19 protein-coding genes are annotated in these 17,718 nt (G+C 64.4%); 8 read left to right on the top strand and 11 right to left on the bottom strand.

The genetic code is table 11. The annotated features are described in order from the left end of the window. Positions 1 to 52 precede the first annotated feature (52 nt). Positions 53 to 1,396 carry an aminodeoxychorismate synthase component I gene (gene pabB / locus MF6396_RS12550; protein WP_078480535.1) on the top strand — a complete coding sequence of 448 codons (1,344 nt, stop codon included), beginning with the start codon at positions 53 to 55 and terminating at the stop codon, positions 1,394 to 1,396. A gap of 65 nt (positions 1,397 to 1,461) precedes the next feature. On the opposite strand, the gene thrH is transcribed toward pabB, so the two are convergent. Further along, positions 1,462 to 2,079 carry a bifunctional phosphoserine phosphatase/homoserine phosphotransferase ThrH gene (gene thrH, locus MF6396_RS12545; RefSeq protein WP_043863081.1) on the bottom strand — a complete coding sequence of 206 codons (618 nt, stop codon included), beginning with the start codon at positions 2,077 to 2,079 and terminating at the stop codon, positions 1,462 to 1,464. Positions 2,080 to 2,207: 128 nt separating this feature from the next. Between thrH and MF6396_RS12540 the strand changes: the two genes are divergently transcribed. After that, entirely contained in the window at positions 2,208 to 2,942 is a 735-nt protein-coding gene (locus tag MF6396_RS12540; RefSeq protein WP_054915690.1) for a phosphoadenylyl-sulfate reductase, read from the top strand. A gap of 156 nt (positions 2,943 to 3,098) precedes the next feature. On the opposite strand, the gene cysB is transcribed toward MF6396_RS12540, so the two are convergent. From cysB to MF6396_RS12525, 3 genes are all read right to left on the bottom strand, one after another. After that, positions 3,099 to 4,073, bottom strand: a complete 975-nt coding sequence (gene cysB / locus MF6396_RS12535) for an HTH-type transcriptional regulator CysB (protein WP_043863083.1) — start codon at positions 4,071 to 4,073, stop codon at positions 3,099 to 3,101. Between the two features lie 124 nt (positions 4,074 to 4,197). Continuing rightward, positions 4,198 to 4,695, bottom strand: a complete 498-nt coding sequence (locus MF6396_RS12530) for a universal stress protein (RefSeq protein ID WP_043863084.1) — start codon at positions 4,693 to 4,695, stop codon at positions 4,198 to 4,200. Between the two features lie 91 nt (positions 4,696 to 4,786). Continuing rightward, positions 4,787 to 5,695 (bottom strand): 5'-nucleotidase, encoded by a 909-nt coding sequence (locus MF6396_RS12525; RefSeq protein ID WP_043863085.1) that lies wholly within the window; start codon positions 5,693 to 5,695, stop codon positions 4,787 to 4,789. A 283-nt stretch (positions 5,696 to 5,978) separates the two neighbouring features. Here MF6396_RS12525 and MF6396_RS12520 point away from each other — a divergent pair, with 283 nt between their 5' ends. After that, entirely contained in the window at positions 5,979 to 7,055 is a 1,077-nt protein-coding gene (locus MF6396_RS12520; RefSeq protein WP_043863086.1) for a 3-deoxy-7-phosphoheptulonate synthase, read from the top strand. Positions 7,056 to 7,119: 64 nt separating this feature from the next. Here the strand turns inward: MF6396_RS12520 and MF6396_RS12515 are convergent, their stop codons facing one another. Continuing rightward, a complete protein-coding gene (locus MF6396_RS12515) occupies positions 7,120 to 7,401 on the bottom strand; it encodes a GNAT family N-acetyltransferase (protein WP_043863087.1) in 282 nt (93 codons plus the stop codon). 509 nt (positions 7,402 to 7,910) lie between these two features. Here MF6396_RS12515 and oprI point away from each other — a divergent pair. Then, entirely contained in the window at positions 7,911 to 8,162 is a 252-nt protein-coding gene (gene oprI / locus MF6396_RS12510; protein WP_037058464.1) for an outer membrane lipoprotei OprI, read from the top strand. 122 nt (positions 8,163 to 8,284) lie between these two features. On the opposite strand, the gene MF6396_RS12505 is transcribed toward oprI, so the two are convergent. The 3 genes from MF6396_RS12505 to MF6396_RS12495 all read right to left on the bottom strand — a co-directional run bounded on the left by MF6396_RS12505 (position 8,285) and on the right by MF6396_RS12495 (position 10,319). After that, a complete protein-coding gene (locus MF6396_RS12505) occupies positions 8,285 to 9,256 on the bottom strand; it encodes a L,D-transpeptidase family protein (protein WP_043863088.1) in 972 nt (323 codons plus the stop codon). Between the two features lie 113 nt (positions 9,257 to 9,369). Continuing rightward, positions 9,370 to 9,657: a hypothetical protein gene (locus MF6396_RS12500; protein ID WP_043863089.1), complete on the bottom strand. Its 288-nt coding sequence runs from the start codon at positions 9,655 to 9,657 to the stop codon at positions 9,370 to 9,372. Between the two features lie 56 nt (positions 9,658 to 9,713). Further along, positions 9,714 to 10,319 (bottom strand): arylesterase, encoded by a 606-nt coding sequence (locus tag MF6396_RS12495; protein WP_078480483.1) that lies wholly within the window; start codon positions 10,317 to 10,319, stop codon positions 9,714 to 9,716. 10 nt (positions 10,320 to 10,329) lie between these two features. On the opposite strand from MF6396_RS12495, the gene MF6396_RS12490 reads away from it, so the two are divergent. Genes MF6396_RS12490 through greB form a run of 3 tightly spaced genes read left to right on the top strand, consistent with a single transcriptional unit; the run spans position 10,330 to position 14,055 of the window. Next, positions 10,330 to 11,013, top strand: coding sequence for an ABC transporter ATP-binding protein (locus tag MF6396_RS12490; protein WP_043863091.1), 684 nt, complete (start codon positions 10,330 to 10,332; stop codon positions 11,011 to 11,013). Continuing rightward, complete coding sequence (locus MF6396_RS12485; RefSeq protein WP_078480482.1) at positions 11,014 to 13,521, top strand: ABC transporter permease; 2,508 nt, start codon at positions 11,014 to 11,016, stop codon at positions 13,519 to 13,521. It begins immediately after the preceding gene. Between the two features lie 36 nt (positions 13,522 to 13,557). Next, positions 13,558 to 14,055, top strand: a complete 498-nt coding sequence (gene greB, locus MF6396_RS12480; RefSeq protein WP_043863093.1) for a transcription elongation factor GreB — start codon at positions 13,558 to 13,560, stop codon at positions 14,053 to 14,055. A gap of 4 nt (positions 14,056 to 14,059) precedes the next feature. Here the strand turns inward: greB and MF6396_RS12475 are convergent, their stop codons facing one another. The 3 genes from MF6396_RS12475 to MF6396_RS12465 all read right to left on the bottom strand — a co-directional run bounded on the left by MF6396_RS12475 (position 14,060) and on the right by MF6396_RS12465 (position 16,690). Next, positions 14,060 to 14,368, bottom strand: a complete 309-nt coding sequence (locus MF6396_RS12475) for a hypothetical protein (RefSeq protein ID WP_054915688.1) — start codon at positions 14,366 to 14,368, stop codon at positions 14,060 to 14,062. Positions 14,369 to 14,730: 362 nt separating this feature from the next. Continuing rightward, positions 14,731 to 15,162, bottom strand: coding sequence for a DoxX family protein (locus MF6396_RS12470; protein ID WP_043863095.1), 432 nt, complete (start codon positions 15,160 to 15,162; stop codon positions 14,731 to 14,733). Positions 15,163 to 15,268: 106 nt separating this feature from the next. Then, the gene (locus MF6396_RS12465) at positions 15,269 to 16,690 is read right to left on the bottom strand and encodes a transglycosylase SLT domain-containing protein (protein ID WP_078480481.1); all 1,422 of its coding nucleotides are present in this window, start codon (positions 16,688 to 16,690) and stop codon (positions 15,269 to 15,271) included. Between the two features lie 164 nt (positions 16,691 to 16,854). Between MF6396_RS12465 and MF6396_RS12460 the strand changes: the two genes are divergently transcribed. Then, complete coding sequence (locus tag MF6396_RS12460; protein ID WP_043863097.1) at positions 16,855 to 17,661, top strand: TatD family hydrolase; 807 nt, start codon at positions 16,855 to 16,857, stop codon at positions 17,659 to 17,661. Positions 17,662 to 17,718: the final 57 nt, after the last annotated feature.

Genomic DNA, 17,718 nt, shown 5'->3' with positions numbered 1-17,718 from the left:
TCGCCTGCACAGGGCTACAATGCTCGCCCCGCCTCGACAGCTGTTCACCCGAATGCCGACCTGCACACTTCACCCCCTGCCCTACCAGGCCGACCCGGCCGCCTACTTTGCCCGTATCCGCCAGGCACCTGGCGCCGTGCTGCTCGACAGCGCGCGGCCTGGCGCCGTGCGTGGGCGCTTCGACCTGCTCAGCGCCTGGCCATTGTGCACGCTGACCCCGGACGCCGAAGAAGACGGCCAGCACTACCTGCAGCGCCTGCGCGAGCAACTGGCCGGGCTTGGGCGCGCGCACTTGCCGGCAGGTGTCGAGCTGCCGTTCGCCGGCGGCCTGATCGGCTACCTGAGCTACGACTTCGGCCGGCGCCTGGAGCGCCTGCCCGCCATTGCCTGCGAAGACCTGGGGCTGGGTGACGCAAGCCTGGGGCTGTATGCCTGGGCACTGATCAGCGACCATCAGCTGCAACGCAGCCAGCTGGTGTTTCATCCGGCGCTGCCCGCCACCGAACGCGAGCGCCTGGTGGCACTGTTCGAGCACGACGCCCCGACGGCAGCCGGCGCATTCAGGCTTGCTGCGCCAATGCGCGGCGACCTCGCAGCCGAGGATTACCGTCAGGCGTTCGAGCGGGTGCAGCAGTACATCCATGCCGGCGACTGCTACCAGATCAACCTTACCCAACGCTTTCGCGCACCCTGCCAGGGCGACCCGTGGACGGCCTACCAGGCGCTGCGGGCTGCCTGCCCTACGCCCTTCTCCGGCTATCAGGTACTGGCCGATGGCAGCGCGCTGCTGAGCTTCTCGCCCGAGCGCTTCATCAGGGTCAGCCAGGGCGAGGTCGAAACCCGCCCGATCAAGGGCACCCGTGCGCGCAGCAGCGACCCCGTGCAGGATGCCGCCAATGCTGCCGAGCTGCTGGCCAGCACCAAGGACCGCGCCGAGAACCTGATGATCGTGGACCTGCTGCGCAACGACCTGGGGCGCAGCTGCGCTACCGGCTCGGTGCAGGTGCCGGAGCTGTTCAGCCTGGAGAGCTACCCCAACGTGCACCACATGGTCAGCAGCGTGACCGGGCGCCTGGCACCGGGCAAGGATGCGCTGGACCTGATAGCCGGCAGCTTCCCCGGCGGCTCGATCACCGGGGCGCCGAAGATTCGGGCGATGCAGATCATCGACGAACTGGAGCCGAGCCGACGTGCACTGTATTGCGGCTCGCTGCTGTATGTGGACGTGCGCGGGGAGATGGACAGCTCGATCGCCATCCGCAGCCTGCTGGTGAAGGACGGCCAGGTGTGCTGCTGGGGGGGCGGTGCGGTGGTGGCGGACTCGCAGTGGGAGGCGGAGTACGAGGAGTCGATCACCAAGGTCAGGGTGTTGCTCCAGACCCTGCAGGGCCTCTAGAACGCTTCGCCGGCAAGGCCGGCTCCTACAGCGTGCAGGAGCCGGCCTTGCCGGCGAAGGGGGTATTACAGGCTCAACGACCTGTTCGAGGCCTTGATGAACTCTTTCTTCAGCGCCTCGAAATCATGCACCGCCGGGAACTGCGGGAACTCGCGAATCACGTTTTCCGGCGCATGGAACAGGATGCCTGCATCCGCCTCGCCCAGCATGGTGGTGTCGTTGTACGAGTCACCCGCCGCGATCACCCGGTAGTACAGGCTCTTGAATGCCAGCACCGACTGGCGCTTGGGGTCTTTCTGGCGCAGCTGGTAGCCGGTCACACGATCGCTCTGGTCGGTGATCAGGCGGTGGCACAGCAAGGTCGGGAAACCCAGCTGGCGCATCAGCGGCTGCGAGAATTCGTAGAAGGTGTCGGACAGGATCACCACCTGGAAACGCTCGCGCAACCAGTCCACGAACTCGATGGCGCCGTCCAGCGGCTTGAGCGTGGCAATCACTGCCTGGATGTCGGAAAGCTTCAGGCCGTGCTCATCCAGGATGCGCAGGCGCTGCTTCATCAGCACGTCGTAATCGGGAATGTCGCGGGTGGTGGCCCGCAACGATTCGATTCCGGTTTTTTCCGCAAAGGCGATCCAGATCTCCGGGACCAGTACACCTTCCAGGTCGAGACAGGCAATTTCCACAGCTCACTCCTCGAACAACGCTAAAAATGGAAGGCGCACTCTACAGGCGCGCCGTCTAACCCGGCAATTTTTGTTAACATTCGCCCATTACGAGCGCCAAGCGCCATTCAATGACCGGAAGCCGCCTGATGAGCCAACCCTTCGACGTCGCCGCCCTCGCCGCGACCTATGCCAACAAGTCCCCGCAGGACATCCTCAAGCTCGCCTTCGAACACTTCGGCGACGACCTGTGGATCTCCTTCAGTGGCGCCGAAGACGTGGTGCTGGTGGACATGGCCTGGAAGCTGAACAAGAACGTCAAGGTGTTCAGCCTCGACACCGGCCGCCTGCATCCGGAAACCTACCGGTTCATCGACCAGGTGCGCGAGCAGTACAAGCTGCCGATCGAGATCCTTTCCCCTGATCGCAGTGCACTCGACCCCTTCGTGAAGGAAAAGGGCCTGTTCAGCTTCTACAAGGACGGCCACGGCGAATGCTGCGGCATCCGCAAGATCGAGCCGCTGCGCCGCAAGCTGAGCACCGTCAGCGCCTGGGCCACCGGCCAGCGCCGCGACCAGAGCCCGGGCACCCGCAGCCAGGTGGCCGCGCTGGAAATCGACAGCGCCTTCTCCACCCCCGAGCGCACCCTGTACAAGTTCAACCCGTTGGCGCAGATGAGCAGTGAGGAAGTCTGGGGCTACATCCGCATGCTCGAGCTGCCCTACAACAGCCTGCATGAACGCGGCTTCATCAGCATCGGCTGCGAACCCTGCACGCGCCCGGTACTGCCCAACCAGCACGAGCGCGAAGGCCGCTGGTGGTGGGAGGAGTCGACTCAGAAGGAATGCGGGCTGCACGCCGGCAACCTGATTACCAAGGGCTGAACATGCACACCCTGAGCGCAGCACCTCGCCCCACCTGCCAGACATTGCGTCAGCAGTAAGGGCATCGTGGCCAGTGGCTGGGCTACCTGCTCGCGGGGCTATCTGCAGGAGCGCCTTCAGGCCACCGTGCTGGCGGCCTGAAGGCACTGCAAGGGCTTAATGCACTGGCAGTTCGACGCCAGCGAACAGCTCTTCGAGTTCCTGCTTGTTGTGGCACTGGATGGCCTTGGCCATCACTTCACGGGTCAGGTGGGGCGCGAACTTCTCGATGAAGTCGCACATGAAACCACGCAGGAAGGTGCCACGACGGAAACCGATCTTGGTGATGCTGGACTCGAACAGCTCACTGGCATCGAGCACCACCAGGTCGTTGTCGAGCTTGGTGTCCACCGCCATCTTGGCCACGATGCCCACGCCCAGGCCCAGGCGCACGTAAGTCTTGATCACGTCGGCATCGGCCGCGGTGAACACCACCTTGGGGGTCAGGCCGCGATGGCTGAAGGCTTCGTCGAGCTTGGAGCGGCCAGTGAAGCCGAACACATAGGTCACGATCGGGTATTCGGCCAACGCCTCCAGGGTGAGCTTGGGCAACTTGGTCAGGGGGTGACCCTGCGGCACCACCACGCAACGATTCCAGCGGTAGCACGGCATCATCACCAGATCACCGAACAGCTCCAGGGCCTCGGTGGCGATGGCGAAGTCGACGGTACCGTCAGCCGCCATCTCGGCGATCTGCATCGGCGAGCCCTGGTGCATGTGCAGCGCCACTTCAGGGTATTGCTTGATGAACGAACTGATCACCGGCGGCAGGGCGTAGCGTGCCTGGGTGTGGGTGGTGGCGATCGACAGGGTGCCCTTTTTCTCGTTGGAGAATTCCTGGGCGATCTGCTTGATGCTCTCGACCTTGCGCAGAATCTCGCCGGCGGTGGTGATGATGCGCTCACCTGCCGGGGTCACGCGGGTCAGGTGCTTGCCGCTGCGGGCGAACACTTCCACACCCAGCTCGTCTTCCAACAGGCGAATCTGCTTGCTGATCCCCGGCTGGGAGGTATACAGGCTCTGCGCTGTCGCGGAGACGTTGAGGTCGTGGTGCGCCACTTCCCAGATGTAGCGCAATTGTTGAAGCTTCATAGGTATCCCTCAAATCAACTGGGCGTCACCGGCAGCAGCGACGAGTTATAACTATATTAGTGGTTTGAAGAATAAATCTAGAACTATTTCTTCAGCTTTCTTACAACGTCCTACACCGCCTCCCCTATGACTTGCGCCGCCCCAGGTACTGCGCCAGGGGCACCATGTACACAGGCACCGGCGACAGCTGAAGGACGCGTACCGCCGTGCGCCCCAAGGGGATCTCGCTACCGGCGCCCTGGCTGTGGCTGCCGACGATCAGCAGGTCGACGCTCAGGCGCTGGGCCTGCTCCAGGATCACGTCGGCCGGGTCGCCCTGGCGTACCCGCACCGCGCGGATCAGCGCCAGGTCTTCCTTCTCGCCCAGTTCATCCTGAAAGTTCTCCAGCACCCGCTGTTCGATGTTCGCCATCACGGTATTGAGCGCCCGACCGCGCATATGGGACAGGGTATGTTCATCAAGGTAGCTTTCCAGCAGCGATTCGGCGAACTGGCCCATCGGTTCCACGGCATGGACCACGTACAGTTCGGCGCTGAAGCTGCGTGCCAGCGCCAGCGCGTGTTGCATGACATAAGGGGAGTAACAACCGAGGTCGGTGGCACACAGCATCGAACGGATCATTTGACCTCCTAGCTGCCGATACGGCAGGGCAAGGTTCAGCTTAGCAGCGCCAAAACGACGCGCAGAGCCGTCCGGCGCCCTGCCAGGCGGCCTAGCCGGGGGTACGTTCGTTGCTGATGCCGTGGGGCACATGGCCGGTGGCGACCACTGCACTGGCGCGTTCGCAGTGCCCTGCCTGGTCGTCGAAGAACACATCGGCCGCGAACGCCTCGAGAAACGCCGACTTGTCCAGGCCGCCGAGAAACAGCGACTCGTCCAGGCGAATGTCCCATTCGCGCAAGGTGCGGATGACCCGCTCGTGGGCCGGCGCCGAGCGCGCCGTCACCAGTGCGGTGCGAATCGGACAGGCGCCACTGGGGAACTCCTTCTGCAGCACGTTGAGCGCCGCCAGGAAGGCCTTGAACGGCCCGCCGCGCAGCGGCTCGCGGGCCGACTCGCGCTCGCTGGCCTGGAACGCCTCCAGGCCGCCGAGCTGATAGACGCGTTCGGACTCGTCGGAAAACACCACTGCATCGCCATCGAAGGCGATACGCAGCTCCGCGCTGGCCGCACGCCGTGCCCCGCCGGAAAGGATGGTGGCAGCGGCAAAACCGGCGTCCAGTGCGCGGCGCACATCTTCTGCATCGGTGGACAGAAACAGGTGGCAACCAAAGGCGGCCAGGTACGGATACGGACTGCGCCCGCCAACGAAGGCTGCCCGCGAAATGCCCAGGCCATAATGCTCGATGGAATTGAACACCCGCAGCCCGGTGTCGGCGCTGTTGCGTGACACCAGCACCACCTCGACCCGGGCCTGGCCGAGGCTGGCATTGAGGCCCAGCAGCTTTTCCACCAACGGGAACGCATCACCCGGTTGCAGGTATTCGTCTTCGTGCTCGATCTGGTACTGGCGGTAGGCTTCGACACCCTCGGCCAGGAACAGCCGATGGCTCTCGCTGAGATCGAACAGTGCCCGTGATGAAATGGCTACCACCAGTTTGTCGCCAAGGCCTTTGCTCATCGCCGCTCTGCTCCGCACTGCCCTGCATCGGGCGCCATAAGGTCAAACAATCGACACACTATCAGGCCGGGCGCTGCCGCCCGCAACCTGCGAGCGTGTCGGGTGACGGCACTTTTGATCAGAAAAGCCCATACCAATGGGCCAAAGCGGCAGGAAAGCGGGCCCTGCCCATTGTCGAATCACGGTGTAACGCGCTAAGGTTCGGCACCCCGCCGCGTTCAATCATGCTGCTCCGCCGCGCGGGTAGCTGGCGGCCGGCACCCGTGACCTGACGAGTAACACGATGGCTGATTTACCGATCGACGACCTTAACGTTGCCTCCAACGAGACCTTGATCACCCCCGATCAGCTCAAGAAGGACATTCCACTCAGCGCCACCGCCCTGCAGACCGTGACCGCGGGCCGCGAAGTGGTACGCAATATCCTCGACGGCAAGGACCACCGCCTGTTCGTGGTGATCGGCCCCTGCTCGATCCATGACCTCAAGGCCGCACACGAATACGCCGAGCGCCTGAAGGTGCTGGCGGCCGAAGTCGCCGACACCCTGTACCTGGTGATGCGTGTGTATTTCGAGAAGCCGCGCACCACGGTGGGCTGGAAGGGCCTGATCAACGACCCGTACCTGGATGACTCGTTCAAGATCCAGGACGGCCTGCACATCGGTCGCCAGCTGCTGCTGGATCTGGCGGAAATGGGCCTGCCCACCGCCACCGAAGCCCTCGACCCGATCTCCCCGCAGTACCTGCAGGACCTGATCAGCTGGTCGGCGATCGGCGCGCGCACCACCGAATCCCAGACCCACCGCGAGATGGCCTCGGGCCTGTCTTCGGCCGTCGGCTTCAAGAACGGTACGGACGGCGGCCTGACCGTGGCGATCAACGCACTGCAATCGGTTTCCAGCCCGCACCGTTTCCTGGGCATCAACCAGGAAGGTGGCGTATCCATCGTCACCACCAAGGGCAACGCCTACGGTCACGTGGTGCTGCGCGGCGGCAACGGCAAGCCCAACTATGATTCGGTCAGCGTCGCCCTGTGCGAGCAGGCCCTGGCCAAGGCCAGGATCAAGCCGAACATCATGGTCGACTGCAGCCACGCCAATTCCAACAAGGACCCGGCCCTGCAACCGCTGGTGATGGACAACGTGGCCAACCAGATCCTCGAAGGCAACGAGTCGATCATCGGCCTGATGGTCGAAAGCCACCTCAACTGGGGCTGCCAGGCCATCCCCAAGGACCTTGCCGAACTGCAGTACGGCGTGTCGATCACCGATGCCTGCATCGACTGGGAAGCCACCGAAAAGTCCGTGCGCAGCATGCGCGCCAAGCTCAAGGACGTGTTGCCCAAGCGCAACCGCGGCTGAAAGCCATCAACGAAAACGCCGGGCAATGCCCGGCGTTTTCGTTTTCAACAGGGTGTCAGCAGGCTCAGGCCTTGTTGGAATGCTTTTGATGACGTTCCATGTAGCGCTCGACATAGGAGCACGAGGGGATCACGGTGTAGCCCATGTCCTCGGCATAGGCGAGGGCCTTTTCGGTCAGCGCCGCAGCGATGCCTCGCCCACGCAGCGCATTGGGCACGAACGTGCGGTAGATATCCAATGTCTGCTTACCCAGGTCCATGTAGGTCAGGTAGGCACGATGACCGTCCACATTGGTCTCGAACTGATGACCAGCCTGGTCATGGTGGATGGACAACGCCTCGCTCATCACTACTCCTCGCGGGTCTTCTCGTCAGACCCTTACCTTACCGATGTTTGTCCGGCGAAGGAACCTCTACGCCACCCCGTGCCCGTTTGGACAGCGAGAACAGCCTGGTTGTTCTCTGGCAACTGAGCACCCACAAATAGTAGGCGCCCAGTGCACAGATGCTCAAGGTACTTGATCGTAAAAAACCTGCACTTGCAGCATGCGAACACGGCAGCGAGCCACACTGCCAACAGTAGCCGGATGATGTAGTGGTAAGACGAACAATGACACTTGGAGTCACTTTTAGTTCACTACAAAGACGCATTTACAGCGGTGTTTCAGCGCCGCTACAAAAGCGCCTGCATTCTTTTCACACCCCCGCCGGGGCGGCCTGCGCAACCGCGCAATTTTTTTCCGGTTCTTGCGCTCGGTCAGTTTACTTACTACAAGTAATGGGTACTATGTACGCCGGCCAGTTTCTCTTTGTTGAGAGATGGCTCTTTAATAGAAAGTCCTTGAAGGGGAACACGATGAACAACGTTCTGAAATTCTCTGCTCTGGCTCTGGCCGCAGTACTGGCCACCGGTTGCAGCAGCGTCTCCAAAGAAACCGAAGCCCGCCTGACTGCAACCGAAGACGCAGCAGCCCGTGCACAAGCTCGTGCCGATGAAGCCTACCGCAAGGCTGATGACGCTCTGGCCGCCGCTCAGAAAGCTCAGCAAACTGCTGACGAAGCTAACGAGCGCGCTCTGCGTATGCTGGAAAAAGCCAGCCGCAAGTAATAATCCCTCGGGATTGTTAAAAAGCCGACCCACCTGTGGGTCGGCTTTTTTATTGCCTGCAGAACCGTCCTGCGCAAACGACGAGGCCCGCATGAAGCGGGCCTCGTGCAAACACAAGCGGGTTACTGCATTTCGAGCGGAACGCTCGATACCATCGGCGCACTGGCGTCACCCGGCACCGCGATCTCTACCGGGATACCATCTTCGGCCGCCACCACGTCACGCACCATGTCCCAGTTCATGCGCAGGTTGTTGGCCAGGTCTTCGCGCTTGAGCAGGGCATTGATCACTGCCGTGTGCTTGTCGACCACCGACGGGTCGCCCTTGTCATCCAGCGGGGTATGCGCCTCGAGGTAGACCTTGCCACCACTGAGGCCGAACTTGTACGGCTCGTTGATGATGCGCACCGAAGTCCCCACCGGGGCCATGCTCGCCAGTTGCAGCACGTTGTTGTTGAGCATGCGGAAACAGCCATGGCTGGTACGCATGCCGATGCCGAACTTCTTGTTGGAACCGTGGATCAGGTAGCCCGGTACGCCCAGGGTGAACTTGAACGGGCCCAGCGGGTTGTCCGGGCCGGCCGGCACCACGTTGGGCAACGGATCACCGTCGGCGGCGTGCTCGGCCTTGATCGAGGCCGGTGGGGTCCAGGTCGGGTTCGGCGTCTTGGCCGTGACCTTGGTGTTGGCAATAGGCGAACCCCAGCCTTCGCGGCCGATGCCCAGCGGGAAGGTGTGCACCACGTTCTCGCCTTTGGGGTAGTAGTACAGGCGGTACTCGGCAAGGTTGATCACGATGCCTTCGCGCGGGCCCGGCGGCAGGATGAAACGGGTCGGCAGCACGATCTCGGTGCCGGCGCCTGGCAACCAGGGGTCCACGCCCGGGTTGGCCGCGACCATTTCCAGGTAGCCCAGGTCGTTGGCGGTACCGATGTCGGCGAAGGTGTCCTCATACTTGGCCTTGATCACCTGGACCTGGCCGATGACATCCTCGCCCGGCGGCGGCAGGGGGAACTCCAGAGCGGCAACAGGGCCCGCCGCCAGCAGGGCGGCCAGGGACAGGCAACGGGTGACGGCGGGAAAGCGCGGCAACATCCGGGAAATCCTTCGCTAATTCAGGTGGATCAAGCGGGCAATTGTACACCGCCCCCTGCGGGATCGGGAGGCATCCGGGCACAGAACCCTTGCCAAACGTAAAAGATCCGACGTCAGGCCTGCAGCTCGGGCCATACCGGACGCGTGCCGCGCCGCTGCGCCTCGAGGATCGCCCGGCACAGGCGGCACAGGCGCTGGTCACGGTAGATGCTGCGTTCCACACCCGACCAGCGCGGTTGCGCCGGCAACAGGGTGCCACACAGGGTACGGTCGACGGAGCCGCCCAGTTCGAGTTGGCGGGCGATCAGGTGGACGCGACTCTCCTGGCAGGCGAACAGGTCAAGCTGTTCGTCAGGCTCGATCAATTGATAGGCATACAGGGACCAGGCGGGACGCGGCATCGGGGGCTCCAAATCGGGGGCGCAACATTAGCCGAAAGCCGATCAGTATAAAAGCGTCAAAGCAGCGGTTTTATTGATGGCCAGGCATTTTCCAGCAACTGCGCCTGGGCGCCCTGCCCCGGATGGATGCCATCGGCCTGCATCAGCCCGGGCACGCCACCTACCCCTTCGAGAAAGAACGGCACCAGCGGCACGTCCTTTTCCTTGCCAAGATCGGCATACACCTGTGCGAACGCATCGGTGTAGCGCTTGCCATAGTTGGGTGGCAGGCGCATGCCCAGCAGCAGCACCCTGGCACCGGCATCACGGGAGCGATCGATCATCGAGGCAAGATTTTGTTGCAATTGCGCCGGTGCCTGCCCGCGCAGCCCGTCATTGCCACCCAGCTCCACCACCACCAGGCTGGGCTTGTGCTCTGCAAGCAGCGCAGGCAGCCGCGCCTGGCCCCCGGCACTGGTGTCGCCACTGATCGAGGCATTGACCACCTTGTCATCGAAACCCTCGGCCTTGAGCCGCTGTTCGAGCAGGGCAACCCACCCCTGACGGGTATCCAGGCCAAAAGCGGCACTGATACTATCCCCAACGATCAACACCGTTCCTGCCGATGCGCCCTGGGCCATGCACAGCAAGGCCAGGCCTGCACTCAATAACCACACTCGCATTGGATTCTCCATGGGCCCCAGCATCTTGACTGCGCGCAACCTTAGCAAAGTGGTCCCCAGCGCGGAAGGCGACCTGACCATCCTGCACGAACTGAGCCTGGAATTGAAACAGGGCGACAGCCTGGCCATTGTCGGCGCCTCCGGCTCGGGCAAGTCCACCCTGCTCGGCCTGCTGGCCGGCCTCGACCTGCCCAGTGCAGGCTCGGTGACACTGGCCGGGCACGACCTGGGCCCGCTCGACGAAGACCAGCGCGCCCAGGTCCGCGCCGAGCATGTCGGCTTCGTGTTCCAGTCGTTCCAGCTGCTCGACAGCCTCAATGCCCTTGAGAACGTGATGCTGCCGCTGGAGCTGGACGGACGCCGCGATGCCCGCGAACACGCCCGCAGCCTGCTCGAACGGGTCGGCCTGGGCCAGCGCCTGAGCCATTCGCCACGCCAGTTGTCCGGCGGCGAGCAGCAGCGGGTGGCAATTGCCCGCGCCTTTGCCGCCGAGCCTGCGGTGCTGTTCGCCGACGAGCCCACCGGCAACCTCGACAGCCACACCGGTGAACGCATCAGCGACCTGCTGTTCGAACTGAACAAGGAACGCGGCACCACCCTCGTCCTGGTCACCCACGATGAACGCCTGGCGCACCGCTGCGGCCGGCTGATTCGCCTGGAAGCCGGCCACCTGGTCACCCCGCTGGAGCCCTAGATGGCACACCTGTCGTTTCTGCGCCTGCCGCGCCTGGCGTTGCGTCAACTGATGCGCGATGCACGCGCCGGCGAACTGCGCGTGCTGTTCTTCGCCCTGCTGGTGGCCGTGGCCGCCAGCACCGCCATCGGCTACTTCGGCGCCCGCCTGAACGGCGCCATGCTGCTGCGTGCCACCGAGTTCCTTGGCGCCGACCTGGTGCTGCAGGGCAGCGCCCCGGCCACCCCGGAACAGATCCGCAACGGCGAACAGCTGGGCCTGGCCCATGCGAAAGTGGTCGAGTTCTCCAGCGTGATCGCCACCGACAACGGTATCCAGCTCTCCAGTGTCAAGGCTGCCGGCACGGGTTACCCGCTGCGCGGGGAGCTGCGCAGTGCCGCCGAGGCCTACGGGCCGGAGGTGGCCGGCGGTGGTCCGGCGCCGGGCGAAGCCTGGGTCGAGTCGCGCCTGCTGGCGGCGCTGAACCTCAAGATCGGTGACAGCGTCGACGTGGGCATGAAGACCCTGCGCCTGAGCCGCGTGCTGACCTATGAGCCGGACCGCGCCGGCAACTTCTACAGCCTCACCCCGCGGGTGCTGATGAACCTCGCCGACCTGGATGCCACCGGCGTGGTGCAGCCCGGCAGCCGGGTCATCTACCGCGACCTGTGGCGCGGCGAACCCCAGGCCCTGGCAAGCTACACCCAGGCTACCAAGGCGGGGCTTGCCGCCCACCAGCAACTGCGCGACTCGCGTGACGGCAACCAGCAGATCGGCGGTGCACTGGGCAAGGCCGAACGCTACCTGAACATGGCCAGCCTGGTGGCGGTGCTGCTGGCCGGCGTGGCCGTGGCGCTGTCGGCCAGCCGTTTTGCCATGCGCCGCTTCGATGCCAGCGCCCTGCTGCGCTGCCTGGGCCTGTCCCGGCGCCAGGCGCTGAGCCTGTTCTGCCTGCAACTGGCGATTTTGGGTAGCGTGGCAGCCCTGGGGGGCGCACTGCTCGGCTGGCTGGCGCAACTGGGCCTGTTCGCCCTGCTGCAGGGCCTGCTGCCTTCGCAGGTGCCGCCAGGTGGCATCGCCCCGGCCCTGGCCGGGATCGCCACCGGGCTGGTGGCGCTGGCCGGCTTCGCCCTGCCGCCATTGGCAGCGCTGGGCCGGGTGCCGCCGCTGCGGGTACTGCGCCGCGACCTGCTGCCGGTGCCGGCAAGCAGCTGGCTGGTGTATGGCGCAGCACTGTTGGCCCTGGGCCTCATCATGTGGCGCCTGAGCCTGGACCTGCTGCTGACCTTCGCCCTGCTCGGCGGCGGTCTGGTGGCCGCGCTGGTGCTGGGCGGTCTGCTGCTGCTCGGCTTGCGCAGCCTGCGCCGGCTGCTGGCCGGCGCCCCGCTGGCCTGGCGCCTGGGCCTGGGGCAACTGCTCAAGCATCCGCTGGCGGCGGCAGGCCAGTCGCTGGCCTTCGGCATGATCCTGCTGGCCATGGCCCTGATCGCCCTGCTGCGCACCGAGCTGCTCGACACCTGGCAGAACCAGCTGCCCAAGGATGCTCCCAACTATTTCGTGCTCAACATCCTGCCGGACGACAAGGACACCTTCGCCCAGCGCCTGAACGAATTCTCGGTCCATGCCGCGCCGTTGTTCCCGGTGATTCCCGGGCGCCTGACGCTCATCAATGGCGAGCCGGTGCGCGAGATCGTCAGCAAGGAATCCACCGGTGACCGCGCCGTCCAGCGCGACCTGAGCCTGACCTGGGCCGCCGACCTGCCCCAGGGCAACACCTTGAGCGCCGGCCAGTGGTGGCAGGCGCAGCCAACGGCCGATGCCTTGCCCGGCGTGTCGGTGGAGGCGCAGCTGGCCGAGAGCCTCAAGCTCAAGCTGGGCGACACCCTGACCTTCAGCATCGGTGGCCTGGAGCGCCAGGTACAGGTCAGCAGCCTGCGCACGGTCAACTGGGACAGTTTCCAGCCCAACTTCTACATGATCTTCCAGCCCGGCACCCTGCAGGACCTGCCGACCACCTATCTCACCAGCTTCTACCTGGCCCCAGGCCACGACCAGCAGGTGGTGGCCCTGTCGCGAGCGTTCCCGGCAGCCACCATCCTGCAGGTCGATGCGCTGCTGGAGCAGTTGCGCAGCATCCTGGCCCAGGTGACCCTGGCGGTACAGTATGTGCTGCTGTTCGTGCTGGCGGCGGGCCTGGCCGTGTTGTTCGCCGGGCTGCAGGCCACCCTGGACGAGCGCATCCACCAGGGTGCGCTGCTGCGGGCACTGGGCGCCAGCCGCAGCCTGCTGGTCAAGGCCCGGCGCATCGAGTTCGGCCTGCTGGGCGCTGCCAGCGGCCTGCTCGCGGCGCTGGGCACCGAACTGATCAGCCTGCTGCTGTACCGCTACGCATTCGACCTGCACTGGAGCCCGCACCCGTGGCTGCTGCTGTTGCCGGTGATCGGTGCGTTGCTGGTGGGGGGTGCGGGGGTATTCGGCACGCGCCGGGCGCTCAATGCCAGCCCGCTGACAGTGCTTCGCGAGGGCTGATAGACTCGGCGGCTACCTACCCGAGCCTGGAAGCCCATGAGCCGATACCGCCCGCCCCGCACTGCCGGCACCGCACTGATCACCCCACAGGGCGAGGCGCGCATGCGCGCCGAGCTGCATGAACTGTGGCATGTGCGCAGGCCCCAGGTGACCCAGTCGGTCAGTGAGGCAGCAGCGCAAGGTGACCGTTCGGAAAACGCCGAGTACACCTACGGCAAGAAGATGCTGCGCGAAATCGACAGCCGCGTGCGCTTCCTGACCAAGCGCCTGGAAAACCTGAAAGTGGTGAGCGAACGGCCCAGCGACCCGAACAAGGTGTACTTCGGGGCCTGGGTCACGGTCGAGAACGAAGACGGCGAACAATCGCGCTACCGCATCGTCGGGCCCGACGAGCTGGACTTGAAACTGGGCCTGATCAGCATCGATTCGCCCCTGGCCCGCGCCCTGATCGGCAAGGCGCTGGACGCTGAAGTGCGGGTGCAGACACCGACTGGCGAACAGACGGTGTACATCGTCGAGATCGAGTACCCCTGAGCGATCAGGCGCGGGTGATCAAGCCCTGGCGGGCGACGCGGGTCAGGTGGTGGATCACTTCGGCGGCATCGGCCCTCGAGGGCGCCTGCACCACGGCCAGGTCGAAACGGTCGTTACCGAACCGGGCGAGGGTTTCGCAGGAGTCGGCGAACTGGATCAGGAACGCCGTGGCGCGGCCTTTGGGGCGGGGCCAGCCATCGAGGTAGCGCAGCAGGGTCGGCTGGTGTTTGCCGCTCAGCAGAATGCGCGGCGTGCGAGCCGCCTGGCTGGTAGGGAGAGGGGTGAGGCAAACGCTGGTACGTGGGCAACTCATGGTGTACTTCTCTGTGCCTCGCAGATCCCGCTGGGCTGCGGTGCGAGGCGTCACCGAACCAGCGCTTTAGCGGTATTCGGACGACCTGCTGGTGGTCTTCCTGCGCCCCGCAAGTAGCTGTTTAAATCGGCGCAAGCCAGCATCCTAGAGAAGCGCCGGCCCGGCTGTCAACAATGCCATCGTCTGATAAACGACCCGGACGCCGGAAAAACAAGCGAGTTTCTCGCATTCGACGGCGACGCCGGTTCCTGCACCTGTCGGTGCCCCTGAAGGCGCCTGCGTTGCCGCAGAAGCAAGCAGCCGGGTCGGGCACAAAAAAGGGCCTGCAATGCAGGCCCTTTTTTGTGCCACAACGCCAAGGCTCACTTGGCGATCATGCGGTCCACCGACGCCCTGCCCGCCCCTTCCACCAGTACCGCAATCGCGCCACCCAGCAGCGCCAGGGCGAACTCATAGCCGTTGTTGGCCATGAACAGACCGTTGCCGATGTGCACCGAGAAAATCGCCACCAGCAGCAACCCCACCAGCGCCAGGGCCGCCGGGCGTGCCAGCAGGCCGATGACCAGTGCCAGCCCGCCGAAGAACTCGGCACCACCGGACAGCGCCGCCATCAGTGTCGGCGGGGTCAGCCCCAGGCTTTCCATGTACTGCGCGGTGCCTGCCAGCCCGCCGCCACCAAACAGGCCGAACAGCTTCTGCGAGCCATGGGCCATGAAGATGATGCCGATGAAGATGCGCAATACGGTAATGCCCCAGCCGGCACGGGTGAACAATACGGAGTTGATGGCGTTCATGCTGTCTTCCTTAAGCGATGCAGGTGTGTGGTAGAGGTCGCCATCTTAATCATATTTTCAAATGTTAAAATCGCGATTATCTGCACATACAAATCGTAATTTTCGATTACTTGCGTGAGGCCACTTTTCGTCCCCGGGCTTCCAGCGCGTCGCGTTCGCGGTCGAATGCCAGAAAGTACTTGTTGACGCTATTAACATAGCTGACCGGCCCCATTCCCACCTGCTCGAGCGCCACACGCTCTACCTGAAAGAACCACTGGTTGGGGTTCAGGCCGCGTCGCCGCGCCTCGGCCCGCATGGCCTGAACCCGCTCCGGCCCCAGGTTGTAGCCGGCCAGCACGAACGCCATGCGCTCGCGTTCGTTGAGCTGGTTGCTGGAAAAGAACTTGCGCCGGATCAGTGCCAGGTAGCGCGCGCTGGCCTGTACATTGCCATCGACATTGGCGATATCGCTGATCCCCACCCGCTGCGCCGCACCGGGGGTGATCTGCATCAGCCCATGGGCGCCACCTGCGCCCCTGGCCGCCGGGTCGAGGGCCGACTCCTTGAACGCCAGTGCCGCCAGGTTCAGCCAGTCCAGGTTCTGGGCCTGGGCGTGACGCTGCAGCACCGGCCGCAGTTTTTCCAGGCGCTGGCGGTTGGCCTGGGCCAGCGGGTAATGCACCTTGTACAGGCGCCGGTAGATACGCTCGAACGCCACATCCTGATCGGCCGGGGCGTGATACCCCTTGAGGAAGCGATCGACACTGGCGTGCAGCATCGCCGCGTCGCGGCGCACGTACCAATGCATCGCCTCGGGCTGGGCCAGCTGCACCTTGCGCTGCACCAGCAGCTTGGGCATCACCTGCGCCCAGCGCCGGGCAATCGGCTGTTCGACCACGGTCAGGTGGAAGATGCCGGCCTGCACCATCTCCAGCACATCCTCCACCGCAAGGCTGGGGTCCGCCCATTCCACCTTGAGCGGCGCCAGCTTGCGCAGGGCCAGGCGCTGGTTGATTTCGTGGAGGGTATCGCCTGCCGCACTCGAACTGGTCAGGGTCACGGTGCGGCCGGCAAGCTGCTCGACGCGCTGGTAGGTCCGTTCGCCCTTGCGCCCCACCAGCACCAGCGGCACATTCTCCAGCACCGGGTCGCTGGCCATCACCCCGCGGGTGGAACTCAAATCGATCAGCTCGCCGGGCGCCACCAGATCGCCCTCGCCACGCTGCAATGCGCCGATCAACTGGTCCTTGGCCTTGGGGATGATCTTCAGGCGGATCTGCTGACCGTCACGGGCACGCCCGTTGAGGTAGTGCTCGAAGGCGATCATCCGATGGTATTCGATGCCCACCGGCTGGCCCTTGACCTCGCCGGAGCTGTTGCGGCTCTGGTTGACCAGCACGCGCAACACCCGGCTTTCACGGATCTGCGCCAGGTCGCGCACCTTGGCCGCAGGCACCGCCTGCTGCGGGCCAGGCAGGCGTGCGTGGGCCGGGCCGGCGCACAGCAGGCCCACACACAGCAAAAAAAGCCAAAGTGATCGCGTCATCCGGTCTCCGGCAAAGGGCCGCGATTGAGTATTTGACGCCATAATGAGCGGTCGGTCCGTGACAATTGACCGCAAAAGACCGCGACAACTTCTTGAAGTTCTTGGCGTTATTGGTATTTTTCGGCGCTGCCAAGCGCTTTTGCCGCACAACCTGAGGTAGCACCATGCAACTCATCGACATCGGCGTCAATCTGACCAACCCAAGTTTCGACGGCAAGCACGAGGCCATCTTGCAGCGTGCCGAGGCCGCCGGGGTGCATCAGATGCTGGTGACCGGTACCAGCCTGGCCGGCAGCGAAGCCGCGCTACACCTGTGCGAGCAACTCGACCCGCAGGCCCGGCGCCTGTTCAGCACGGCCGGTGTACACCCCCACGATGCCAGCAGCTGGAACAGCGACACCGCGCGCCATCTGCGCGCGCTGCTCGAACAGCCACGGGTGCACGCGGTGGGTGAATGCGGGTTGGACTTCAACCGCGACTTCTCGCCACGCCCGCAACAGGAAAAGGCCCTGGAAGAACAACTGGCGCTGGCGGTGCAGCTGCAGATGCCGGTGTTTCTGCACGAGCGTGATGCCAACGAACGCCTGTTGCAGATTCTCAAGGACTACCGCGACCGCCTGCCCGCCGCCGTGGTGCACTGCTTTACCGGCGAGCGCAGCGCCCTGTTCAGCTACCTGGACCTGGACCTGCACATCGGCATCACCGGCTGGATCTGCGACGAACGTCGCGGCACCCACCTGCACCCGCTGGTCGCCAGCATCCCCACTGGCCGCCTGATGCTGGAGAGCGACGCCCCCTACCTGCTGCCCCGGACCCTGCGCCCCAAACCCAAAAGCGGTCGCAACGAACCGGCCTACCTGCCCGAAGTGCTGCGCGAAGTGGCCCTGCACCGGGGCGAGACACCCGAGCAGGTGGCTGCGCACACCAGCGACTGCGCCCGGCGCTTCTTCGGGCTCCCCGACATAGTTTGACGCATATCAAGATTTGTCTTTGAATTGGCTGGCACACTGATGGCACCTTGCCAAATT

This window comes from Pseudomonas sp. MF6396 (assembly GCF_002018915.1).
In the GTDB taxonomy this organism is placed as follows: Bacteria; Pseudomonadota; Gammaproteobacteria; order Pseudomonadales; family Pseudomonadaceae; genus Aquipseudomonas; species Aquipseudomonas palmensis.
The sequence above is the reverse complement of the archived record's forward strand: the minus strand, read 5'-3'. Positions and strand labels throughout refer to the sequence as shown.